The 15,291-nt window shown below is 55.9% G+C and carries 19 protein-coding genes; 4 read left to right on the top strand and 15 right to left on the bottom strand.

The features are described 5' to 3' along the window. Nucleotides 1-13: 13 nt before the first annotated feature. The 10 genes from dagF to pmbA all read right to left on the bottom strand — a co-directional run bounded on the left by dagF (nucleotide 14) and on the right by pmbA (nucleotide 7,590). Complete coding sequence (gene dagF, locus ACVV26_RS02460) at nucleotides 14-754, bottom strand: 2-dehydro-3-deoxy-phosphogluconate aldolase (RefSeq protein WP_474799802.1); 741 nt, start codon at nucleotides 752-754, stop codon at nucleotides 14-16. Then, on the bottom strand, nucleotides 751-1,869 hold the full coding sequence (locus ACVV26_RS02455) for a DgaE family pyridoxal phosphate-dependent ammonia lyase (protein ID WP_474799801.1): 1,119 nt from the start codon (nucleotides 1,867-1,869) through the stop codon (nucleotides 751-753). Before ACVV26_RS02455 ends, dagF begins: the two co-directional genes overlap by 4 nt. Then, the gene (locus ACVV26_RS02450; RefSeq protein ID WP_474799800.1) at nucleotides 1,853-2,986 is read right to left on the bottom strand and encodes an amidohydrolase/deacetylase family metallohydrolase; all 1,134 of its coding nucleotides are present in this window, start codon (nucleotides 2,984-2,986) and stop codon (nucleotides 1,853-1,855) included. The genes ACVV26_RS02455 and ACVV26_RS02450 overlap by 17 nt, the downstream gene beginning before the upstream one ends. A gap of 44 nt (nucleotides 2,987-3,030) precedes the next feature. After that, complete coding sequence (locus ACVV26_RS02445) at nucleotides 3,031-3,663, bottom strand: DUF4310 family protein (RefSeq protein ID WP_474799799.1); 633 nt, start codon at nucleotides 3,661-3,663, stop codon at nucleotides 3,031-3,033. An 11-nt stretch (nucleotides 3,664-3,674) separates the two neighbouring features. Then, complete coding sequence (locus ACVV26_RS02440) at nucleotides 3,675-4,451, bottom strand: DUF4311 domain-containing protein (protein ID WP_125293015.1); 777 nt, start codon at nucleotides 4,449-4,451, stop codon at nucleotides 3,675-3,677. Between the two features lie 23 nt (nucleotides 4,452-4,474). After that, nucleotides 4,475-4,774 (bottom strand): DUF4312 family protein, encoded by a 300-nt coding sequence (locus tag ACVV26_RS02435; protein WP_312983983.1) that lies wholly within the window; start codon nucleotides 4,772-4,774, stop codon nucleotides 4,475-4,477. Nucleotides 4,775-4,776: 2 nt separating this feature from the next. Continuing rightward, nucleotides 4,777-5,139, bottom strand: coding sequence for an SFCGS family glycine-rich protein (locus tag ACVV26_RS02430; protein ID WP_003830384.1), 363 nt, complete (start codon nucleotides 5,137-5,139; stop codon nucleotides 4,777-4,779). A gap of 10 nt (nucleotides 5,140-5,149) precedes the next feature. After that, nucleotides 5,150-5,488, bottom strand: a complete 339-nt coding sequence (locus ACVV26_RS02425) for a glycine dehydrogenase (RefSeq protein WP_312983985.1) — start codon at nucleotides 5,486-5,488, stop codon at nucleotides 5,150-5,152. Nucleotides 5,489-5,795: 307 nt separating this feature from the next. After that, on the bottom strand, nucleotides 5,796-6,182 hold the full coding sequence (gene cybC, locus ACVV26_RS02420; protein ID WP_474799798.1) for a cytochrome b562: 387 nt from the start codon (nucleotides 6,180-6,182) through the stop codon (nucleotides 5,796-5,798). Between the two features lie 55 nt (nucleotides 6,183-6,237). Continuing rightward, nucleotides 6,238-7,590 carry a metalloprotease PmbA gene (pmbA, locus tag ACVV26_RS02415; protein ID WP_474799797.1) on the bottom strand — a complete coding sequence of 451 codons (1,353 nt, stop codon included), beginning with the start codon at nucleotides 7,588-7,590 and terminating at the stop codon, nucleotides 6,238-6,240. Nucleotides 7,591-7,696: 106 nt separating this feature from the next. On the opposite strand from pmbA, the gene yjgA reads away from it, so the two are divergent. Then, entirely contained in the window at nucleotides 7,697-8,248 is a 552-nt protein-coding gene (gene yjgA, locus ACVV26_RS02410) for a ribosome biogenesis factor YjgA (RefSeq protein WP_312983990.1), read from the top strand. 49 nt (nucleotides 8,249-8,297) lie between these two features. Here the strand turns inward: yjgA and sspB are convergent, their stop codons facing one another. From sspB to zapE, 5 genes are all read right to left on the bottom strand, one after another. Beyond that, nucleotides 8,298-8,789 carry a ClpXP protease specificity-enhancing factor gene (sspB, locus tag ACVV26_RS02405; protein WP_125293006.1) on the bottom strand — a complete coding sequence of 164 codons (492 nt, stop codon included), beginning with the start codon at nucleotides 8,787-8,789 and terminating at the stop codon, nucleotides 8,298-8,300. A 5-nt stretch (nucleotides 8,790-8,794) separates the two neighbouring features. After that, nucleotides 8,795-9,436 carry a stringent starvation protein SspA gene (gene sspA / locus ACVV26_RS02400; protein ID WP_312983993.1) on the bottom strand — a complete coding sequence of 214 codons (642 nt, stop codon included), beginning with the start codon at nucleotides 9,434-9,436 and terminating at the stop codon, nucleotides 8,795-8,797. 314 nt (nucleotides 9,437-9,750) lie between these two features. Continuing rightward, complete coding sequence (gene rpsI, locus ACVV26_RS02395) at nucleotides 9,751-10,143, bottom strand: 30S ribosomal protein S9 (RefSeq protein ID WP_002437466.1); 393 nt, start codon at nucleotides 10,141-10,143, stop codon at nucleotides 9,751-9,753. Between the two features lie 15 nt (nucleotides 10,144-10,158). Then, nucleotides 10,159-10,587: a 50S ribosomal protein L13 gene (rplM, locus tag ACVV26_RS02390; RefSeq protein WP_002437467.1), complete on the bottom strand. Its 429-nt coding sequence runs from the start codon at nucleotides 10,585-10,587 to the stop codon at nucleotides 10,159-10,161. A gap of 242 nt (nucleotides 10,588-10,829) precedes the next feature. After that, nucleotides 10,830-11,954 (bottom strand): cell division protein ZapE, encoded by a 1,125-nt coding sequence (zapE, locus tag ACVV26_RS02385; RefSeq protein ID WP_474799796.1) that lies wholly within the window; start codon nucleotides 11,952-11,954, stop codon nucleotides 10,830-10,832. 195 nt (nucleotides 11,955-12,149) lie between these two features. Here zapE and zapG point away from each other — a divergent pair, with 195 nt between their 5' ends. The 3 genes from zapG to degS all read left to right on the top strand — a co-directional run bounded on the left by zapG (nucleotide 12,150) and on the right by degS (nucleotide 15,251). Further along, nucleotides 12,150-12,548: a Z-ring associated protein ZapG gene (zapG, locus tag ACVV26_RS02380; RefSeq protein ID WP_161659240.1), complete on the top strand. Its 399-nt coding sequence runs from the start codon at nucleotides 12,150-12,152 to the stop codon at nucleotides 12,546-12,548. Between the two features lie 177 nt (nucleotides 12,549-12,725). Continuing rightward, nucleotides 12,726-14,093 (top strand): serine endoprotease DegQ, encoded by a 1,368-nt coding sequence (degQ, locus tag ACVV26_RS02375; protein WP_474799795.1) that lies wholly within the window; start codon nucleotides 12,726-12,728, stop codon nucleotides 14,091-14,093. Nucleotides 14,094-14,186: 93 nt separating this feature from the next. Then, complete coding sequence (degS, locus tag ACVV26_RS02370; RefSeq protein ID WP_474799794.1) at nucleotides 14,187-15,251, top strand: outer membrane-stress sensor serine endopeptidase DegS; 1,065 nt, start codon at nucleotides 14,187-14,189, stop codon at nucleotides 15,249-15,251. The last annotated feature ends 40 nt before the right edge of the window (nucleotides 15,252-15,291 follow it).

Raw genomic sequence — 15,291 nt, 5'->3', positions numbered from 1 at the left:
ACTCTCCTCGCTCTTAGCCTACGCACGCCCGGGTGATGGCGAGCAACTGGCGCACATCGTCCGGGCGGGTGTTTCCGCTCACCTTATCAATAATCGAACTATAGACGTGAGGAATGATTCTGGAGACACCCGCATCCAGGGCAATCTGCAAAATCTCGCCGACGTTTTCTAAATCGATACCGCCGGTGGGCTCCAGCCAGAAGTCATAACGGGCGCAGGCTTCCGCAACCGCCTGATACTCGTCGCGGCACGCCAGGCCGTCCATAGGGAAATATTTAATCGAGCTACCGCCCATGTCTTTCAACAGCGCAATGGCGGTTTCGATGGGCACGATGCCGTCCGCCGCTTTACTGCTGAGCGGGCCGGTGGAGATTTTTACTTTGCCCGCCGTACCGGTCGGCGATACCAGTCCGTTGACTACCGTGTCGTTCTGCCCCAGCAGCGCGCGGCTGGTGGCCACGCCGGTAAACACCTGATTGACGTGCTGCGGCTGCACCTGGCGGGAGATTTCGCTCACCATCGCCGACTGCCTGGGATCGCCCGCGCCCAGCCCAACCGAGAGGGCATTGTCAATAAGCGACGCGTAGTCACGCATGTCCGCCACCGCGCTGGCAATGTCCGGGTAATTTTTGGAGAGCACGCCCACCAGCACATGACCTTCCGCCGCTTCATAGATCTCGCGGGCGTTGTCTTTTGAACCCGCCAGCACGTTCAGGCAGACGCGATCGCGGTAAAAGTTGGGGGTTAGTTTCATGCGGTTTTCTCCTGGTTAATCACTTCGCTAATGCGGCGCGCCACAATCTCCAGCTGCGCGCGGTCAACGCTGCGCACGTCGGCTTCGATAATCCCTTCGTTGGCTTTGTAGCCACGGAAGTAAATGGCGTACTCGCCCTGCTTCAGGGCTTCCACCAGCTCGCCGGTAGCCACGCCAGTCACGGCTTCATCAAACTTGATTTCGGTGCGGGCGATGTCGCGTCCGGCGCTGTCCCACACTACGCGGGCGCTCACGCCGTTAAGGGTATTCAGCGCGTCGATAAACGGCGTCATTTTTTCCACCATCTCCGCCCCGCTCTCTTTCTGCGCGTGCAGATAAAGCTCGATGGCGCATGTCAGGCCAAGAATGCCTTCTTTACCCACTTTCATCGCCCGGCCAATGCCCGCCGTCTGGCGCTTCACCCACTCGACGTACTGGGTTTTGCCGATCACCAGCCCGCTGGTCGGCCCTTCGATGGCCTTCGCGCCGCTGTAGATCACCAGGTCCGCGCCCGCGCGGTAGTAGCATTGCAGGTCTTCTTCCGCCGCCGCATCGACAATCAGCGGCAGGTTATGTTTGCGGGCGACCACCGCCGCCTGCTCCACGCTGAGCATACTTTTTTGCACGCAGTGGTGGGATTTGATGTAGAGAATGGCGGCGGTGCGCGGCGTGATTGCCGCAGCCAGTTGCGCGGCAGAGCATTCGTTGGCGTAGCCCGCTTCCACCAGTTTGCCGCCGCCCAGCGCCACCATGGTGCCAACCGGCGCGCCGAAGTTGACGTTGTGGCCCTTCGGCAGCACGATTTCGTTATTCTCGATGGGCGTGACGTGCAGGTTTTCCAGCAGCCAGTCGCTGTCCTGGACCAGAACGGCGGCCACCGACTGGGCAATCCCCGCTGAGGCGCAGGACACCACGGTCGCACCTTCCACATCCAGCAATTTCGCGATGTATTCGCCGGTTTTGTTCACCAGATCTTTCATTTCGAAGTACTGGTTCATACCGGCCATTGCCACCTCCACCACTTCCGGGCGCGGCGTGGAGACGCCCAGCGCGGTCATGCGGCCAGACGTGTTTATCACCTGTTTTAACTGGTATTTCTCAAAAATCGAAGGCATGTTCCGCGCTCCCTTGTTCGGTCATATAGCCCTTGCCCGCCCGTATGGCGGCAAGCGGCACCAGCAGTTTCTCAGCCTGTAAGCTGTCGTTTTCTGCATCTACCAGCAGCGTCGGCTGGCGCTTTAGCGTAAAGAGGGTGAGGTCGGCATCCAGGCCTGGCTGGAGACGGCCCTTGGTTTTCAGATTCAGGCCATCGGCGGCATTAGCCGTCACGCAGTCAATGACCTGCGGCAGCGACATCCCGATAGCCAGAAATTTCGACATCACGTTAGCCAGCGAATACACCGGCCCGTTAATGCGGTTACGGCAATAGATATCTGAGCTGATGGTGTGCGGCAGAATGCCTAAGCTGATGGCGCGTTTCGCCACCGCAAAGCTCAGGCTGGCAGTGCCGTGACCGACGTCGAGGCGCACCCCGCGCTGGATTGCCCGGGTCACAGATGCACGCAGCTCACCGCCCGGCGTCAAAATACGGTTCGGTTTGCCGTTGTAGCAGTGGGTAATGATGTCGCCCGCCGTCAGGCGCTCGGCGATCTCATCCAGGTCTGGCGGGTTATTGCCGATGTGCACCATCAACGGTAAATCGCCGTTCTGTTGCTGCATCGCTTTGGCGCGTTCCAGCGGAGTAATGCCGTTTTCGCCCACTACGCTGCTGCTCATGCGTGCCTTCAGGCCAACGATAAAATCAGGATGGCGTTTGACCGCTTGTTTCACCGCATCGCTATCGATGTTTGCCATGTTCGCCAGTTCGTTCTGGGCAATCAGGCCAACGCGGGAGATGTTCAGCAGAGCATAAACGTCGGTAGAGGCGTCGCGGGTCAGCGTATAAAAATCATCAATATCATCCGCGCCGGTGCTGCCGGCATCAATCACGGTCGTCACGCCGGTGGCGATACCGATACTGTCCGGTTCATCGTGGTAAATCGGGGATTTTGGGTAACAGTGGACGTGGGAATCAATCCAGCCAGCGCTGACGTAACATTCGCCCTGGAGATCAACAGTTTTCACCGCCGGGTCGTTTATCTCGCCCAGGGCGGCGATTTTGCCGTCCTTCACAGCGATATCACAGACCGTGTCGTCGACCAGACGCGCACGGCGCAGGAGTAAATCAAACATGTCTCTCTCCTGTGAAAGCGGGCGTTTGCACGCCCGCCGTGGGTTTAGCTAATAGCAATTGGGAAGATCGAACCTAAAATCATCGCGCCGAGGATTGCGCCGCCGGTGATCGGCTTCTGCCAGATATAAAACAGCAGGGCGCCAACCAGCGAACCGATGCCGATAGGAATAGACGCAGTCATGGCGCTGAGGATGATAAGCGGCCCGAGGAAACGGCCAGAGGCGTTACCGGCCCCCATCATCACGTCCGCCCCGTAGGTGGAGTCGCTCTGGTTGATAGTGAACTTACGCGCCAGGATGATGACATAGCCAATCGCCAGGCCCGTTGCCAGGGAAGCGATAAAGTTTTCCACCGGGAAGACAATGCCCGCACCCAGCAGCAGCGCCGGAACGCCGAGGCCCACGCCGGTCTGGATTGCCCCGCCGATATCCAGGATCCCCACCAGGGAACCTTCGATAATGCGGGCAAACAGGAAGCTGGCGCCAAACGCCGCCACCGCGCCATAGGAGCCGGTGTCGATGCCCGCTTTCAGCATCGCCACGAAAGCCACTTCGTTAAACGCACCGATACCGTACAGGTAGTACATGTGCGTTCCGGCAAACACGCCAGAGGAGAGCAGGCCAACGAAGATAGGGAATGACCAGTCGGCAAACCAAAAACCTTTATTCTGTTCCATTGTGGCCTCCGTTATTTGCCGCTCAGCGAGTTGTGGATCAGTTCGAGCCAGTTCGGCACGGTCATATGGAAGGATTCGATCATCTTCATGTCAAAGCCACGGAAGAATCCGCTCAGCACGAACAGCAGCACGATGGCGACCATCATCACTTTGGTGACGTGGTTCCAGCCGCTCTCTTCAACGCCTTTACCGATTAGGATGCCTAATACCAGGCCCGGAACGGCGTTGCCCATGATCAGCTGCGCCGCGCCGCCAAAGACGGTGGCCCAGAAACCGGATTTCTTACCGGCATCGATGGCCGCCAGCCAGAAGATCACCGGCATCACGGTGTTGACCAGCAGGTTAGCCGCAGGCACCAGCACCTTAACAGCGGTGACCTGCAACGCTTCCGGAACGGAAGACGCGGTGAGGTTCAGGAAAGTCACGACGATCATGCCGATGACGCCACAGGCAATCGCCATTTTTTTCGGATCGTGCAGGGTTTCGCCGACGTTGCGGTTTTTAACCATCAGCGCCGCCGCGCCCCAGTTCGGGATAATGCGATGATCGACGTCCTGGGTGAACGAGCCCGCCGCTACCGACGACGCCCATGCGTTGAAGAAGAAGCCCAGACCGAAGGAGAAATGAGACGCCGGGTCCCCTTCACAGGAGTTCAGCTCCCCCAAAGTACGAAACGCGCCCATACCCTGTGTGGTAGGCGCATGAAACATGCGTGCAGCCCCAGCGCCCACGCCGACGCCAACCAGGCCGCCGATAATGAGCGATTTTATTAATATTATCAGGAACATTAGTCTGCCCTTTTTAGTCAGAATCAGCGTTGCGCGACGAAATCCACCTTGTCGAGATTGATGGCTGTCACGTTGACGGTCACATCCAGCTCCACGCTGTACGTGCGTCTTTCCCGGCGCAAAAAGAAGAACAGAAAAGCGTCTTTACGCACCGTTTCACGCGCTTGAACAACCTGCACATCCTGTGGCTCAATACGCAGTAAGATATGCGGCGATGCTTTCATCACCGTGGCCTGAACGTGGTTCAGGGCGTCGGCAAAGGCGCGCGCTTTGGCTTCGCCTTTGCCGGAGACTCTCACCGTGGTGGTGAATTGCTCTTTCATACTCAGGCGCCGTGCTTCTTCTGCCACGCCTGTACCAGACGCTCGCCCAGCTCTTCTTTATCCATAAAGCCGAACCCCAGCACGTTGCAGCCTTCGTTGATGGCGGTGACGCCTTCATCCACCGAGCGCATCCCGTATTTGGCTTTGTAACCGTATTTGGTCTGCGCCGTGATAGCGCCCGCGCCGCCGCTGCCGCAAAACGAGATGCCAAAGGTGGCGTTTTCCGCTTTCATCACGTCGCCCAGTTTCATGTCCGCCGCCACGCCCGGCACAACCACCGCACGCCCGCCCGCTTTCTCAACGCCTGCCGCCACTTTCTGGCCTTTTCCCAGACGATCGCCAATCACGACTGTAATCTGTTCCATTCTTTGCTCCTTAAAGGTTGTCTTTCGCGACGTCGAAATGCACCGACAGCAGCCAGGCTTCTTCATCGGGAAGGTTGCCAAACGTGGCGACTACCTCGCGGGCAAGCGCCATCGACTCGGCTGAAATTTCATCAAATAAACTGGCATCCACTTCCGGCAACGGCTCACCGGTCACCGACCGGTGCGCCATAGCGCGAACGTGCGACGTCAGCATCTGTTCCTGTACCGCATTGGGAATGATGTGGTGATGGCGGAGTAAGGCATACACCTGCGCCAGCATGCGCTCGGCCAGCTCGCCGATCTGCGTCGCCTGCTCGCCCCCGTCGTTGATTACTGCTCCGTTATTCACTCGCGTTACCCCGTTAATGGCTCTGGAGTAAAAGTAACGATGGGGGTTAAGAGTTTGTAGCGAGTTGTTTTCCACTTCGAAGTGGAAAGGCGGGTGGTGATAGTGATCTGTTCCACAGAAAAGGCGGGATCGGCGATTTATCCCTGGAAATGTGTGATGGGTATCGCGGGAAAACGATCAAAACCGTTGTCGGAACAAACAATCAGGCTGCGCAGAGAAAGCGAGAAATGTGACAGAGATTGGATTTACTTATGGCAAAACGTGCAGGGAAAGCGGGAGAAAACACCTCCCGCCAGCAGAAAAGCGATTAGCGATACTTTTTGTGATAGGTGTTGCGCGTGGTTTTAAACTCTTCGGCTGCCGCCTGCGCCTCTTTGATTTTTCCTTCATTCGCCAGCTTCAGTGCCCCGTCGATTTGCCCGACCAGTGTCTGTAACCCATGACGAAAATCTTTCATTTCCGGGCTGTCTGGCGCTTTGTCTTCCAGCTTCGGCGGCGTACCTTTTTGCGCGTCCAGTGCGGCGGTGCGCATTGCGGTTAAGGCCGTTTTCATCTCACCGGCATCCTCGGTTTTTTGAACGATTTTGAGATTGTCGTTGAGGATATCCATATCATCTTCAAGATCCTTCGCCAGACCGGCGGCACTGAATAACACGGACGATACGGCTAACATTGCAATCAGTTGCTTACGCATTAGTTCACCTTTTTTAGTTATAAAAAAGGCGCGATTTCTCGCGCCTGTCTTACGTTTACTGACCGGCGATTTTCATCTCCGGCAGTAATACCGAGCCACACTGAATATTGCTGCGCGTTTCGATATCGTCGCCGATGGTGACGATGTTGCGCCACATGTCTTTAAGGTTCCCGGCAATGGTGATTTCACTCACCGGGTACTGAATTACGCCGTTTTCCACCCAGAAACCGGCAGCGCCACGGGAGTAATCCCCGGTAATGCCGCTAACGCCCTGGCCCATCAGCTCAGTGACCACCAGGCCGGTGCCCATCTCTTTGAGCAACGCGTCGAAACCTAAGCCGCGACCGTTGATGCGCCAGTTGTGGATACCGCCCGCATGGCCGGTACTGGTTAAGCCCAGCTTGCGCGCGGAATAGTTGGTCAGCAGCCACTGTTGGAGCACGCCGTCTTTGATGATATCGCGACGCTCGGTGCGTACCCCTTCGCTGTCGAACGGCGTAGAGGCCAGCCCTTTTAGCAGATGCGGATGTTCTTCGATGGTCAGCCAGTCCGGCAGAATCTGTTTACCCAGCGAATCCAGCAAGAAGGTTGATTTGCGGTACACCGCACCGCCAGCAATCGCGCCAACCAGATGGCCAAACAGGCCGGTGGCCACTTCACGGGCGAAAATCACCGGTGCTTTCATGGTGGAGAGCTTACGCGGTGCCAGGCGTGATAAAACGCGCTGGGCGCACTCTTCGCCCACCCACTCCGGCGAACGTAAGTCTTCAATGGCGCGGCCAATGGTATAGGCGTAATCACGCTCCATATCGCCGTCCTGCTCGGCAATCACACAGCTGGAAAGCGAATGGCGCGTTGAGCAGTAGCTTTGCAGCATACCGTGGCTGTTACCGAACACTTTAATGCCGTAATGGCTGTTAAAGCTGCCGCCTTCGGTATTGGTGATGCGTTTATCCGCTTTAAGCGCCACCTCTTCGGCGCGTGCCGCCAGTTCAATGGCGCGATCGGCGTCGACTTCCGCCGGGTGGAAAAGGTCCAAATCCGGGGCGTCAAAGGCCAGCAGTTCTTTATCGGCTACGCCTGCGCACGGGTCCGGCGAGGTGTAACGGGCGATATCCAGCGCCGCCTGCACGGTGCGGGCAATGGCGTCGGGGCTTAAATCGGTGGACGAAGCGCTGCCTTTACGGTTCTGATGATAAACCGTAATACCCAGCGCACCATCGCTGTTAAATTCTACGTTTTCCACTTCACCGTAGCGGGTGCTAACGCTGATGCCGGTGGTTTTGCTGACCGCCACTTCCGCACCGTCGGCTTTACCGGCAGCGAGTTCCAGTGCCTGAGAGACAGCCTGTTCCAGCGTTTTGCGCTGCGCTTCAACTTGTGTGATTACTTTCATCGCGAGTGCCATAATGTAAGGTGATAATTCGAAACGTCTTAAGTGAGTCTAACAGAGAACCATTTCGCAGTGCGCGCCATTACTGATAGTATTAGCCTCTTTTTTTAAGGAGCCTGAAATGACAAAGCAGCCCGAAGACTGGCTCGACGACGTGCCCGATAATGAAAACGAAGACGACGATGATGAAATTATCTGGGTCAGTAAAAGCGAGATTAAACGCGACGCCGAAGAGTTAAAGCGCCTCGGCCTTGAGATGGTTGAGCTGGGTAAAAACGCGCTGGATAAAATCCCGCTGGATGAGGAACTGCGTGCCGCCATCGAGCTGGCGCAGAAAATCAAAAAAGAGGGTCGCCGCCGCCAGCTTCAGCTTATCGGAAAAATGTTGCGTAACCGCGATGTCGAGCCTATTCGCCAGGCGCTTGATAAGCTCAAAAACCGCCATAACCAGCAGGTCGCGCTGTTCCATAAGCTGGAAATGTTGCGCGATCGCCTGATTGAAGAAGGCGATGACGCGGTGCCGGAAGTGCTGAAACTGTGGCCGCAGGCGGATCGCCAGCAGTTGCGTTCGCTGATCCGCAACGCGAAGAAGGAAAAAGAAGGCAATAAAGCGCCGAAATCCGCGCGTTTGATTTTCCAGTACCTGCGCGAACTGGCTGAAGAGCAGCCATAAACGCGGTTCTGCAAACGTAAAAAAGCCAGGGTTTATGCCCTGGCTTTTTTTATTTCACGACGCGCAACGACGGACGGCCACCGCGCGGCGGCGGATCGTCATCCGGCGAATCGTCTTCATGATCGGGTTTGTCGCCGTCGATAACCGACATCACGGTTTCATTTTCCGCCATGCCTGAATCATCATCGTTTAAGCTGGATGCCTCTTCATCATAAGCGGATTCCGGCTCAAACATGGTGCCTGCGCCGTTTTCACGTGCATAGATCGCCAGTACTGCAGCCAGCGGGACATACACCTGGCGCGGCACACCGCCGAAACGCGCGTTAAAACGCACTTCGTCGTTGGCCAGCTCCAGATTGCCCACTGCGCGCGGCGCGATGTTCAGCACGATTTGACCATCACGCGCGTATTCCATCGGCACGTTGACGCCCGGCAACGTCACATCCACGACCAGGTGCGGCGTGAGCTGGTTATCCAGCAGCCATTCATAGAAGGCTCGCAGCAGATACGGACGACGTGGAGAAAGTTGCGACATATCCATTCGGTTTAGCCCCGGGTTTGCAGACGCATTTCGCGCTCGGCTTCCGTCAGGGAAGCGAGGAAGGAATCACGCTCGAATACGCGGGTCATATAGCCTTTAAGCTCTTTAGAACCTGCGCCGACGAGTTCGATGCCCAGCTGCGGTAAACGCCACAGCAGCGGCGCCAGGTAGCAATCCACCAGGCTAAATTCATCGCTCAGGAAGTAAGGTTTTTGGCCAAACACCGGGGCGATTGCCAGCAGTTCTTCGCGCAGCTGTTTACGCGCGTTGTCAGCTTCCTGCGCGGAACCGTTAACCACGACATTCATCAGGCTGTACCAGTCTTTTTCGATACGATGCATGTAGAGACGGCTTTCACCACGCGCAACCGGATAGACCGGCATCAGCGGAGGGTGCGGGAAACGCTCATCAAGGTATTCCATGATGATGCGGGATTCCCACAACGTCAGTTCACGGTCTACCAGGGTCGGAACGCTTTGATTCGGGTTGAGGTCGATCAGATCCTGCGGAACATTATCGGCGTCCACATGTTCAATTTCAAAACTGACACCCTTCTCTGCCAGGACGATACGAACCTGATGGCTATAGATATCAGTAGGACCAGAAAACAGCGTCATTACCGAACGTTTGTTGGCAGCGACAGCCATGAAAACCTCCAGGTATATTCAGAAAAATACTGCTACCAGCCGCAACGGCGGCCAGGCTTTATGGGTTACCCTTCCCTGCCGAACTGACATCGCAGCCCGTGCTCAGACCAAAATGTGAACAGTTACCAGCATTTGGGCAGAAAATTGGATGATAGTTTACCAGATTTTGAGGGCTTTGTGGTGAGGGGATGCGGGATTTGCCTTAAAAGTAATGCAGCACCAGACATTTAGGCGGTTTCCAGGAAATTCGCCATAAAAAAACCCGGTACAAGACCGGGCTTTTTCGCCATTCGATTCTGCAAAGCAGAAAAGAATTAACGTTTAGAGTACTGCGGACGACGACGTGCTTTACGCAGGCCGACTTTCTTACGTTCAACCTGACGAGCGTCACGAGTAACGAAGCCAGCTTTACGCAGTTCAGAACGCAGAGACTCATCGTACTCCATCAGAGCGCGGGTGATACCGTGACGGATCGCACCAGCCTGACCAGAGATACCACCACCTTTAACAGTGATGTACAGATCCAGTTTCTCAACCATGTCGACCAGTTCCAGCGGCTGACGAACTACCATGCGGGCAGTTTCACGGCCAAAGTACTGTTCCAGAGAACGTTGGTTGATAACGATTTTGCCGTTACCCGGTTTGATGAAAACACGAGCAGCGGAACTTTTGCGGCGACCAGTGCCGTAGTATTGATTTTCAGCCATTGCCTATAATCCCGATTAGATGTCCAGAACTTGCGGTTGCTGTGCCGCGTGGTTGTGCTCGTTACCCGCGTAAACTTTCAGTTTACGGTACATAGCACGACCCAGCGGGCCTTTTGGCAGCATGCCTTTAACCGCGATTTCAATCACACGCTCAGGACGGCGGGCAATCATCTCTTCAAAGGTCGCTTCTTTGATACCACCGATGTGGCCGGTGTGGTGGTAGTACATTTTGTCAGAACGCTTGTTGCCGGTTACAGCAACTTTTTCTGCGTTCAGAACGATGATGTAATCACCGGTATCAACGTGCGGAGTGTATTCCGCTTTATGCTTACCGCGCAGGCGACGAGCCAGTTCAGTAGCCAGACGGCCCAGAGTTTTACCGGTCGCGTCAACAACATACCAGTCGCGTTTTACGGTTTCTGGTTTAGCTGTAAAAGTTTTCATTAAAAGCTTACCCAAATAAATAAGTTACACGTTGGTGAACACCCAAACGTTTAGTCAGTTGAGGTTCACACGACATTGTCCAGCAAACCTACCCCTTCGAATAGCCTATGCCGGCGCAGAGAAAGTTTTGGGAAAAAAACCTTCTTGTAACGTGGGGTCGCAGGATTATAGAGAAGTCGACCTCAAAGATCGACCACTTTTTGTGAACAAACGCAGGAATTCTCCGCGCGCGCGCCGCATTATTACGGCATGTGCTCGCGTTTCAGGTATTCCTCGCTCTGCATCTCCTGAAGCCGCGACAGGCAGCGCTGGAACTCAAATTTGAGGCGTTCACCGCGATAAATTTCAAACATCGGCGCGGCGGCACAGACCACCAGTTTGACGTGGCGCTCGTAAAATTCATCCACCAGCGCGATAAACCGCCGGGCCTCACTTTCCATCAACGGCGTCATTACCGCCACGTCGTGCAGCATCACGGTATGGAATTGGCGCGACAGTTCGATGTAATCGTGCTGGCTGCGCGCATCAACGCACAGCGTGTCGAAACTCACCGCCAGGGTTTGGTTCTCAACGCCCAGCGTCGCTAAGGGACGATGGTTGATTTCCAGCGTTGGGGTATTTGCCCGCCCGCCGCCCGCCAGCGCGCGCCACAGGGTATCCATCTGCTGGCGCGTCTCGTCGTTGAGCGGCGTGAGCCACAGGTGTGCCTGAGTCAAGGTGCGCAGGCGGTAATCAATCCCCGCGTCAACGTTCATCACATCGCAATACTGTTTGATGGCTTCGATGGCCGGCAGAAAGCGGGCGCGCTGTAAGCCGTTGCGGTACAGGTCGTCCGGCGGAATGTTGGACGTCGCCACCAGGGTGATGCCCCTGCTGAACAGCGCTTTCATTAAGCCGCCCAGCAGCATGGCGTCGGTGATATCGGAAACAAAAAACTCGTCAAAGCACAGTACGTCGGTTTTGGCTTTAAACCGATCGGCAATGATTTCGAGCGGGTCGGTCTGCCCCTGCAACTGCCCCAGTTCCTCATGCACGTGCAGCATAAAGCGGTGGAAGTGCAGACGCTGCTTTCGCTCCCCCGGCAGGCTTTGATAGAACATATCCATCAGCCAGGTCTTACCGCGTCCCACGCCGCCCCACATATATAAGCCGCGTACCGGCGCAGGCGGCGCGCTCGGGCGTTTGCCCAGCAGTTTGCTGAATGCAGCTTTGAGCCCCTGTTCTTGCGCCGGTTCGGCGCGCTTCGCCGTCAGTTCCTGATAAATCGCATCGAGACGGCTGACCGCCTCGCGCTGCACGTCGTCAGGTTGATGGGATTTATCCTGAAGTGCCTGAAGGTAACGCGATGTGGGGGAAAGGTTTTGCATGATGTTGTTGTTATTCCTTGAAAATCGGTTTGCCGTAGATCACGGCTGGCGAAAAAAAGGCCGTACTACACTACGCGATGCGCCTGCAGGATTCCACTTCTGCACCGTTAACGGTTATAGTGGCATTATTGGGCGAAGGTAAGGCAGGCCTCGCTATTCTTACCCTACGGAAACACAATACAACGGGAGATGTTCATGACCTGGGAATACGCGCTAATTGGGTTAGTGGTCGGTATCATCATCGGTGCCGTCGCAATGCGCTTTGGTAATCGTAAATTACGTCAGCAACAGGCCCTCCAGTATGAGCTGGAAAAAAACAAAGCGGAGCTTGAAGAGTACCGTGAGGAGCTGGTAAGCCATTTCGCCCGCAGCGCCGAACTGCTGGATAACATGGCCCACGACTATCGCCAGCTTTATCAGCATATGGCGAAAAGCTCCAGCAGCCTGCTGCCGGAAATGTCGGCGGAGTCCAATCCATTCCGCAACCGTCTGGCAGAATCCGAAGCCGGTAACGACCAGGCGCCGGTGCAGATGCCGCGCGATTATTCCGAAGGCGCATCAGGCCTGCTGCGCAATGGCGCAAAACGCGATTAATCACCACACAGCATTTTTTCTTCAGGGCGCGATATTCGCGCCCTGTTTTTTTGTGCCTGACGTATAGTAAAAGATATCTGTTATCACAATGTCTTCATTGTTACCCGTTCGGGAATTCAATAACATCGACACGTTTTGGGTGACATTTCTTATTCCAGGTTGCGAGAGCGAGCATTCATGAAAAAACAAACCCTGTTGTTGAGTGCGTTAGCGTTAAGTGTCGGGTTATCCCTCTCGGCACCGAGTCAGGTAGCAGCGGCAATCCCGTCCCAGGTTCCAGGCCAGGGGGCGCTCCCAAGCCTTGCGCCGGTACTGGAAAAAGTGCTGCCTGCGGTGGTGAGCGTGCAGGTTGAAGGCACCGCCACCCAGAGCCAGAAAGTGCCGGAAGAGCTGAAGAAGTTCTTCGGTGAAGAGTTGCCCGATCAGCCTGCGCAGCCGTTTGAAGGTCTCGGCTCCGGCGTCATTATTGACGCGGCGAAAGGCTATGTTCTGACCAACAATCATGTGATCAACCAGGCGCAAAAAATCAGCGTTCAGTTGAATGATGGCCGCGAGTTTGATGCCAAACTGATCGGCGGCGACGACCAGAGCGATATCGCGCTACTGCAACTGCAAAACGCCACTAACCTGACGCAAATTAAAGTCGCGGACTCCGACGCCCTGCGCGTTGGCGATTTCGCCATAGCGGTAGGCAACCCGTTTGGTCTGGGGCAAACCGCCACCTCAGGGATTATCTCCGCGCTGGGCCGCAGCGGGCTGAATCTCGAAGGGCTGGAAAACTTTATCCAGACCGACGCCTCAATTAACCGCGGCAACTCCGGCGGCGCGCTGCTGAACCTTAACGGCGAGCTGATCGGCATTAATACCGCTATTCTCGCGCCGGGGGGCGGAAGCGTCGGCATCGGCTTCGCTATTCCCAGCAATATGGCGCAAACCCTGGCGACCCAGCTGATTCAGTCCGGCGAAATCAAACGCGGCCTGTTAGGCATTAAGGGCACCGAGATGAGCGCGGATCTGGCGAAAGCCTTTAATCTCAACGTTCAGCGCGGCGCATTCGTCAGCGAAGTGTTGCCGAATTCCGGCTCGGCGAAAGCGGGCATTAAATCCGGCGATGTGATCGTCAGTCTCAACGGTAAAACCCTGAACAGCTTTGCCGAGCTGCGCTCGCGCATCGCTACCACCGCGCCGGGCACCAAAGTGAAATTAGGATTACTGCGTGACAGGAAGCCGCTGGATGTGGAAGTGACGCTGGATAAGAGCACCTCGTCGTCCGCCAGCGCGGAGATGATTATCCCGGCACTGCAGGGCGCGACGCTGAGCGACGGTCAACTGAAAGACGGCACCAAAGGCGTCACGATTGAGAACGTTGAAAAAGGCAGCGCGGCGGCACAGGCCGGATTGCATAAAGATGATGTGATTATTGGCGTCAACAGCGATCGCATCAGCACCATCGCTGAGATGCGTAAACTGATGGAGTCAAAACCGTCGATTGTTGCCCTGCACGTCGTGCGCGGCAATGACAGCATCTATCTGTTGTTACGCTAGCCGTTTTGCTCACAGACATCACACCGCCGCGTGTGATGTCTGTGAATCTCGTGATATGCTCCCTTCGGTCTCCCTGTTAATTAACGTTTACCCATGTTTCTGAAGCTTTTACGGCCCGTCTTTTTTGGACTGATTGTCGCTGCGCTGCTGTTGGCGCTGATGCCGTCATTACGCAAAAACGGCACTGAATCAACCCCTGCGTATAACAGCGCCGATGACACCCCACTGAGCTATAACTCGGCGGTGCGCCGCGCTGCGCCTGCGGTGGTGAACGTTTATAACCGTGGCGTCAGTAACGGCGGGCGTAATCAACTGGAAATCCGCACCCTGGGCTCGGGCGTGATCATGGATCAGCGCGGCTATATCCTCACCAATAAACACGTGATTAACGATGCCGACCAGATCATCGTCGCCTTGCAGGATGGGCGAGTCTTTGAAGCGCTGCTGGTCGGCTCTGACAGCCTGACCGATCTGGCGGTTTTAAAAATCAACGCCACCTCGCTGCCCATCATTCCGATTAACGGGAAACGCATGCCGCATATTGGCGACATCGTGATGGCTATCGGCAACCCCTATAACCTGGGGCAAACCATTACCCAGGGGATAATCAGTGCCACGGGTCGTATCGGCCTTAACCCGTCCGGGCGGCAAAGCTTCCTGCAAACCGATGCCTCGATTAACCACGGTAACTCCGGCGGTGCGCTGGTGAACTCGCTAGGCGAACTCATGGGCATCAATACTCTGTCGTTTGATAAAAGCAACGACGGCGAAACGCCGGAAGGAATTGGCTTCGCGATCCCCACGCAGCTGGCGACCAAGATTATGGATAAGCTGATCCGCGATGGCCGCGTGATCCGTGGTTATATCGGCATCGGCGGGCGGGAAATCGCGCCAATGCACGGTCCGGCGGTGGGCATCGATCAGATCCAGGGGATTATCGTCAACGAAGTGACCCCGGACGGCCCGGCGGCGCATGCCGGTATTCAGGTCAATGATGTGATCGTCTCAGTAAACAATAAACCCGCTATTTCGGCGCTGGAAACCATGGACCAGGTGGCGGAGATTCGCCCCGGCTCGGTCATCCCGGTGGTGGTGATGCGTGATGATAAGAAACTCACGCTACAGGTCACCGTTCAGGAATATCCGGCGACCAACTAACAGACGAAAAAAAACCGGAACTGATGTTCCGGTTTTGCTT

This window comes from Atlantibacter sp. MEI4A-1023 (genome assembly GCF_056155425.1).
This window is presented reverse-complemented; position numbering and strand designations above follow the sequence as displayed.

Bases quoted from the DNA above. Each gene is read 5' to 3' on its own strand.
- dagF (WP_474799802.1), bottom strand. From the start codon at position 754: ATGAAACTAACCCCCAACTTTTACCGCGATCGCGTCTGCCTGAACGTG.
- ACVV26_RS02455 (WP_474799801.1), bottom strand. From the start codon at position 1,869: ATGCCTTCGATTTTTGAGAAATACCAGTTAAAACAGGTGATAAACACG.
- ACVV26_RS02450 (WP_474799800.1), bottom strand. From the start codon at position 2,986: ATGTTTGATTTACTCCTGCGCCGTGCGCGTCTGGTCGACGACACGGTC.
- ACVV26_RS02445 (WP_474799799.1), bottom strand. From the start codon at position 3,663: ATGGAACAGAATAAAGGTTTTTGGTTTGCCGACTGGTCATTCCCTATC.
- ACVV26_RS02440 (WP_125293015.1), bottom strand. From the start codon at position 4,451: ATGTTCCTGATAATATTAATAAAATCGCTCATTATCGGCGGCCTGGTT.
- ACVV26_RS02435 (WP_312983983.1), bottom strand. From the start codon at position 4,774: ATGAAAGAGCAATTCACCACCACGGTGAGAGTCTCCGGCAAAGGCGAA.
- ACVV26_RS02430 (WP_003830384.1), bottom strand. From the start codon at position 5,139: ATGGAACAGATTACAGTCGTGATTGGCGATCGTCTGGGAAAAGGCCAG.
- cybC (WP_474799798.1), bottom strand. From the start codon at position 6,182: ATGCGTAAGCAACTGATTGCAATGTTAGCCGTATCGTCCGTGTTATTC.
- pmbA (WP_474799797.1), bottom strand. From the start codon at position 7,590: ATGGCACTCGCGATGAAAGTAATCACACAAGTTGAAGCGCAGCGCAAA.
- yjgA (WP_312983990.1), top strand. From the start codon at position 7,697: ATGACAAAGCAGCCCGAAGACTGGCTCGACGACGTGCCCGATAATGAA.
- sspB (WP_125293006.1), bottom strand. From the start codon at position 8,789: ATGGATATGTCGCAACTTTCTCCACGTCGTCCGTATCTGCTGCGAGCC.
- sspA (WP_312983993.1), bottom strand. From the start codon at position 9,436: ATGGCTGTCGCTGCCAACAAACGTTCGGTAATGACGCTGTTTTCTGGT.
- rpsI (WP_002437466.1), bottom strand. From the start codon at position 10,143: ATGGCTGAAAATCAATACTACGGCACTGGTCGCCGCAAAAGTTCCGCT.
- rplM (WP_002437467.1), bottom strand. From the start codon at position 10,587: ATGAAAACTTTTACAGCTAAACCAGAAACCGTAAAACGCGACTGGTAT.
- zapE (WP_474799796.1), bottom strand. From the start codon at position 11,954: ATGCAAAACCTTTCCCCCACATCGCGTTACCTTCAGGCACTTCAGGAT.
- zapG (WP_161659240.1), top strand. From the start codon at position 12,150: ATGACCTGGGAATACGCGCTAATTGGGTTAGTGGTCGGTATCATCATC.
- degQ (WP_474799795.1), top strand. From the start codon at position 12,726: ATGAAAAAACAAACCCTGTTGTTGAGTGCGTTAGCGTTAAGTGTCGGG.
- degS (WP_474799794.1), top strand. From the start codon at position 14,187: ATGTTTCTGAAGCTTTTACGGCCCGTCTTTTTTGGACTGATTGTCGCT.